This window comes from Geobacter sp. (genome assembly GCF_027327745.1).
Classification (GTDB): domain Bacteria; phylum Desulfobacterota; class Desulfuromonadia; order Geobacterales; family Geobacteraceae; genus Geobacter.
In genome coordinates this window covers 1-6,187 of sequence record NZ_DAHVYG010000039.1, presented here as the reverse complement: position 1 = coordinate 6,187, position 6,187 = coordinate 1, and the positions used below count along the sequence as shown (strand labels likewise).

Genomic DNA, 6,187 nt, shown 5'->3' with positions numbered 1-6,187 from the left:
CGGGCGAGGATTGAAACTCGTCGGAGCTTCACCACGCCATGGAGGACAAAGGTAGCGCCCGCCTTTCGGGGCGGGCGAGGATTGAAACATCCACTCTTCGGGGGCGTAGGAGGTCGCCATCGGAGTAGCGCCCGCCTTTCGGGGCGGGCGAGGATTGAAACTGGAGGTGAGTTAACGCGGCCTGTGCCGTCTTGCCGGTAGCGCCCGCCTTTCGGGGCGGGCGAGGATTGAAACTCCTCCCCCGGTGATTCCACCCCCTGAGCAGCGTAGCGCCCGCCTTTCGGGGCGGGCGAGGATTGAAACTTCAAGTGGTTACAGAAAGTGGCAAAGAGCCCGGTAGCGCCCGCTCTCAGGGGACAAGACGCTCCGCCAGGCCAGATTCAACCTTTTAACGGACACTTACCGCTTGATAGAGTGACGTCCGTTTTCCCCTGGCATGGACGCCCTTATCAGCCAGGACACGGCGCTGTCGCACGAACCGCTTTCAGTTTGGAATCGTTTATCAGAGGCGCTCAGACCGCATACTGATCGTGTCCGTCATGCACAAGAAACGGGAGCCAAATTCATGGCGGAAGTTTCTTCCGCTCAGCAAACAGTAAGTCACGCCCAGCTCCCCCCCACACCCGCGCCGCAAGCCTTGCATCGTCAAGAGCCCGGTGCCGCCTGATTCCCACCGGCAACGCCCGCACACGAAAACCCGCAGGGCCGGGTAGACCTCATACTCCGGTTTCCTCCTTGAAATTTCCTCGCCCCATCCCTATGATTTCCCCGGATTTCCGTGAAAGCACCCAACGATCCTGGAGGCATACATGAGCGATCAGAAGGAACGGTGGCTGAGCTGGCTTGCCCTCTCCACCGCCATCATGGCGGTCCTTGCCGCCATCACCACCCTCTACATGGGAAAGTTTTCCACCCGGGCGGTGCTGCTCCAGGGGGTGGAGAGCAACCAGTGGGCCTACTACCAGTCCAAAAGCATCAAGCAGCACACCTTCGAGATCCAGAAGGAGCGGCTGGAGCTGGAGCTCGCCACCGGGGAGGAGAGGCTCTCCCCGTCGGCCCGGGAGCGCTACGCGAAGGCCATCGCCTCCTACGGTGCCGAGGTGAAGCGCTACGACGCCGAGAAGAAGGAGATCAAGGCCAAGGCCGAGGAGCTGGCGAAGCAGAAGGAGAAGGCCCAGTTCATGGGGGGGAACTTCGGCTACAGCCTCATCTTCCTCCAGATCGCCATCATGCTCTCCTCCATCTCGAGCCTGACCAAACGACATTACCTCTGGTACATCGGGATGTCCGCCAACGCGGGGTGGCTCTTCTTCTTCCTGAACGCCATGTTGCGCTTCTTCTGACTTGAAAAAGGGGCGATGCCATCGCCCCTCCCCTACCCGTCTCTTTTCCCCGCGGTTCGCGCCGCAACGGACTCGTAGCCCTTCCAGACGACAAACCCCGTGAAGACGCCGACCACTGCGCCGGCAGCCACGTCGAGGGGATAGTGGGCCCCCACGTAGACCCGGGAGTAGGCCACGAGCGCCGCAAAGGAGTAGAGCGGCACCTTCCACCCCGTCCCCCGCCGCCACGAGAGGGTGGAGGCCGTAACAAACGCAAAGATCGCGTGTCCCGAGGGGAAGGAGTTTCTGAGCTTCACCTCGCCGAGGATGATGATTTTGTCAAGGCCGATGGCGAGCCCCGGCCGGGGGACCTGGAAGGTCCCCTTGAGGAGCTCTTCGAAGCCGATCCCTACCGCCGTGCCGATACAGAAGACCGCGACGTAACGCAGGGGGAGCCACTCACGCCGCGCCAGCGCCACACCGAGGAGGAGCGCCGCGTAGAGGTAGACGATCCGCGAGCCGCCGAGGTAGATGAGCGCCTCCATCACCGGGTCCAGCAGCGGATGGTGGGCGTGATTGATCGCCATGAAGAGCTTGAAGTTGAGGCTATCGGGGCCGTAGAGGGTTTGGTAGAGCGAAGGGGTCATCTGCTGCCTTTCAGGATAAGGGATTTGCCAAACCCGCGGCCACATCACGGCACGAGCTACCTTGAAAATCCCGCACGTCAAGCAGGATTTTCAAGGTAATTCACAACATCTTCCGCAGATACTGTCCCGTGTACGACCGCGTCACCTTTGCCACCTCCTCCGGCGTCCCGGTGGCGATCACCTCGCCGCCGCGGTCGCCCCCCTCGGGGCCGAGGTCGATGATGTGGTCGGCGGTCTTGATGACGTCCAGGTTGTGCTCGATGACGACGATGGTGTTTCCCCCCTCCACGAGCTTTCGCAGCACCTCCAGGAGCTTGGCGATGTCGTGGAAGTGGAGGCCGGTGGTGGGCTCGTCGAGGATGTAGATGGTGCGTCCCGTGGCGCGGCGGGCGAGCTCCTTGGCGAGCTTAACCCGCTGGGCCTCTCCGCCGGAGAGGGTCGTGGCCGCCTGCCCCAGGCGGATGTAGCCGAGCCCCACCTCCTCCAGGGTCTGCAGCTTCGTCTTGATCTTCGGGATGTTCTCCAGGAAGCGAAGCGCCTCGGAGACCGTCATATCGAGGACCTGGGCGATCGATTTTCCCCGGTAGGTCACCTCCAGGGTCTCGCGGTTGTAGCGGGCCCCCTTGCAGACCTCGCACTGGACGTAGACGTCGGGGAGAAAGTGCATCTCGATCTTGATGATCCCGTCCCCCGAGCACGCCTCGCACCGCCCCCCCTTGACGTTGAAGGAGTAACGCCCCGGCTTGTAGCCGCGCACCTTGGATTCGGGGAGCTGGGCGAAGAGGTCGCGGATGTCGGCGAAGACCCCGGTGTAGGTGGCGGGGTTGGAGCGCGGCGTGCGGCCGATGGGGGACTGGTCGATGTTGATCACCTTGTCGAGCTGCTCCAACCCCCGGATCTCCCGCACGGCACCGGCCCGCTCGCGACTCCGGTAGAGGCGCTGCCCCAGAACCTTGTAGAGGGTGTCGATGACCAGGGTCGACTTCCCCGACCCGGAGACCCCGGTGACGCAGGTCATGACCCCGAGGGGGATGTCGACGGTGACCTCCTTCAGGTTGTTCTCCGCAGCGCCGGCGATGGTGATGAAGCGCCTGGGCTTTCTCCGCTTCTTCGGCACGGCGATGGCGAGCTCCCCGGAGAGGTAGCGGCCGGTAAGCGAATCGGGGTTTGCCATGATCTCCGCCGGGGTCCCCTGGGCCACCACGCGGCCGCCGTGCTCGCCGGCGCCGGGCCCCATGTCGAGAACAAAGTCCGCCTCAAGGATCGTCTCCTCGTCGTGCTCCACCACGAGGACCGTGTTCCCCAGGTCCCGCAGGTGTTTCAGGGTCTGCAGCAGCCGGCCGTTGTCCCGCTGGTGGAGGCCGATGGAGGGCTCGTCCAGGATGTAGAGGACCCCCACAAGGCTGGAGCCGATCTGGGTGGCCAGGCGAATCCGCTGCCCCTCGCCACCGGACAGCGTCCCGGAGGCGCGGTCGAGGGAGAGGTAGTCGAGCCCCACGTTCACCAGGAAATGGAGCCGCTCCCGGATCTCCTTCAGGATCCGGCGGGCGATCTCCTCCTCCTTGGGGGTGAGGGCGAGGGAGGCGAAGAACTCCAGGGCGTCCTTGATGGAGAGGGCCGTCACCTGCCGGATGTCGCGCCCCGCCACCTTCACGTGGAGCGCCTCCTTCTTCAGACGCGCCCCCTGGCAGGTGGGGCAGGGCATGACGTTCATGTAGCGCTCCAGCTCTTCGTGGACCTGCTCCGAATCGCTCTCCCGGTAACGCCGCTCCAGGTTCGGGATCACCCCCTCGAACTCCTTGGTGTAGGTGTGGCGCCGCCCCCCGTCCTCCTCCCACCAGAACTCCACCTTCTCCCCCCCGGAGCCCCGGAGGATCACCTCCTGCACCTTTGCCGACAGCTTCTTGAAGGGGGTCCGGATGTCGAAATTGTAGGCCTTGGCCAGGGCCTCCAATGTCAGGTGATACCAGCCGGAGAGCCGCTTCTCCCACGGCACGATGGCCCCCTCCCGGATGGAGAGGTCGGGATTCGGGACCACGAGCTCCGGGTCGAAGTACATGCGCGTCCCGAGGCCGGTGCAGTCGGGGCAGGCGCCGTAGGGGTTGTTGAAGGAGAACATCCGGGGGGTCATCTCGGGATAGGAGATGCCGCACTCGATGCAGGCGAGGGCCTCGGAGAAGAGGACCGTCTCGCCGTCCACCACCTGCACCTTCACCACCCCTTCGGCATGGTTCAGGGCCGTCTCCAGGGAGTCGGCCAGCCGCCGCTCGATCCCCTCCTTGACGATGAGCCGGTCCACCACGATGTCGATGTCGTGCTTTTTGTTCTTGTCGAGGGGGATCTCCTCGGAGAGCTCGTGCTGGACCCCGTCCACGACGACCCGGACGAAGCCGTCCTTGCGGAGCTGCGCGAGCTCCTTCCGGTACTCCCCCTTGCGGCCGCGCACCATGGGGGAGAGGAGCTGGAGCCGCGTCCCCGCGGGCATCGCCATGATCTGGTCCACCATCTGGGAAACGGTCTGGGAGGCGATCTCCCGGCCGCACTGGTAGCAGTGAGGGCGCCCGACGCGGGCGAAGAGGAGGCGGAGGTAGTCGTAGATCTCGGTGACGGTGCCGACGGTGGAGCGGGGGTTACGGCTGGTGGTCTTCTGCTCGATGGAGATGGCGGGGGAGAGCCCCTCGATGGACTCCACGTCGGGCTTTTCCATCTGCTCCAGGAACTGGCGGGCGTAGGCGGAAAGCGACTCCACGTAGCGGCGCTGCCCCTCGGCGTAGATGGTGTCGAAGGCCAGGGTCGACTTCCCCGAGCCGGAGATGCCGGTGATGACGACGAGACGGTCGCGGGGGATCTCCACGTCGATGCATTTGAGGTTATGTTCGCAGGCGCCTTTGACGATGATGGTGTCGTGTGCCATGGGACTCCTGGGGAGCTGCAGGGTGGAATCGGGCGGTCAAGGCCCGGTGCCGGCGTGGGTGCACGGCAACGGATTACTGTAGCACAATCGGCACCGTTTTGGCTCCATCTCCGTTGCCCCTCGACGCCGGTAAAATATCACCCAGATATTTTACATTGAGCCCCACCGACTGGGGTGTTATTGTTACTTCATACGGGGAGAGGCTTCCCCATCACAAGGAGATACAGTACATGACTCTCGACGACCCCACCGCCGTCGGTCGGCGCATCAAGGAATTACGGCGCGCCAACGGCCTGACCCAGAAAGAGTTTGCCGAATCCCTCGGGATCGTGCAGGGGTTTCTGAGCAGCATCGAGCGCGGGACGAAAACCCCTTCGGACACGTTGCAGATCGCTCTCTGCCACACGTACGGCGTGAGCAGGGAATGGCTGCTGACGGGCCGGGGGGGAAAGAGCGCGGGGGAAGGGACCGCCCCGAACGTCCCCGTGGCACCCGGCGGGGCCGGGACGCCGCTTCTGGGGCGCGTATCGCGGCGGTTTTCCGAAGGGGGGGAGGCACGGGATGTCATCGGCCAGATCGCGTTGCCCGGCATTCCCGCCGGCTGCTTCGCTATCGTCGTCTACGGCGACTACATGGCACCGACCATCCGCGACGGTGACCTGGCGATCTTCGCGCCGGGAGGGAATGCGGCGAACGGCGCCATCGTCCTTGTCACCAACCGCTGGGACGAGGCGATCCTGCGCCGCTACCGGGAAAAGGAGGGGGAGATCTTCTTCTCTCCGGACAACGCCGCCTACGCCCCCTTCCAACCGGACCCCGACACGCGGATCATCGGCACCGTGGTCCAGGTCTGGCGAAACGTCCGGATCTGAGCCGGCGTACCCGAAATGGGGCAGGAGATTGAGGTTATGGGATACTCCCCTCGGGGACCGGGGGAAAGCGCCGCCACAAAAATCGCACAGTTTCGGCCGGTTGGCGCCACCCCTTGCAGAATGGCACGCTCCCTGCTCACGGAACCGTGACAACCGCATAATCGCAGATAGACGATAATACTAAACCATTCGCGAGGATGGGACGGAAAGCCTACAGGGTCTCACCGAGACAGCCGGGTTGCCGAAATATCCACGATATTCAGGCACCCGGCTTTTTTTGTGCCAGCCGGTGCCACCAAAGGGAGGTGAAAAAGGTCCCTGGCGTCAGGGAACAGGTAACGAGAAGTCGGCGTCGCCGATCCGAATCCGGCAATTCGCGTCAACACGAAAGCAACCAACGATACATGTATCATCAGGAGGATCTATGAATTA

General features: G+C 63.8%; 4 protein-coding genes, 1 CRISPR repeat array and 1 riboswitch. Of the genes, 2 read left to right on the top strand and 2 right to left on the bottom strand.

Annotation, left to right across the window (positions count from 1 at the left end; genetic code table 11):
• Positions 1-51 precede the first annotated feature (51 nt).
• Positions 52-373: direct repeats of the CRISPR family, unit length 37 nt; unit sequence GTAGCGCCCGCCTTTCGGGGCGGGCGAGGATTGAAAC.
• A 436-nt stretch (positions 374-809) separates the two neighbouring features.
• On the top strand, positions 810-1,343 hold the full coding sequence (locus M6689_RS08545; RefSeq protein ID WP_298270283.1) for a DUF4337 domain-containing protein: 534 nt from the start codon (positions 810-812) through the stop codon (positions 1,341-1,343).
• Positions 1,344-1,375: 32 nt separating this feature from the next.
• On the opposite strand, the gene M6689_RS08540 is transcribed toward M6689_RS08545, so the two are convergent.
• Both M6689_RS08540 and uvrA read right to left on the bottom strand, forming a co-directional pair.
• Positions 1,376-1,969: a phosphatase PAP2 family protein gene (locus M6689_RS08540; RefSeq protein WP_298270281.1), complete on the bottom strand. Its 594-nt coding sequence runs from the start codon at positions 1,967-1,969 to the stop codon at positions 1,376-1,378.
• Between the two features lie 100 nt (positions 1,970-2,069).
• Complete coding sequence (gene uvrA, locus M6689_RS08535; RefSeq protein WP_298270278.1) at positions 2,070-4,883, bottom strand: excinuclease ABC subunit UvrA; 2,814 nt, start codon at positions 4,881-4,883, stop codon at positions 2,070-2,072.
• A gap of 230 nt (positions 4,884-5,113) precedes the next feature.
• Between uvrA and M6689_RS08530 the strand changes: the two genes are divergently transcribed.
• Positions 5,114-5,755 (top strand): LexA family transcriptional regulator, encoded by a 642-nt coding sequence (locus tag M6689_RS08530; RefSeq protein ID WP_298270275.1) that lies wholly within the window; start codon positions 5,114-5,116, stop codon positions 5,753-5,755.
• A gap of 169 nt (positions 5,756-5,924) precedes the next feature.
• Positions 5,925-6,001: riboswitch (cyclic di-GMP riboswitch) on the top strand.
• Positions 6,002-6,187 lie beyond the last annotated feature (186 nt).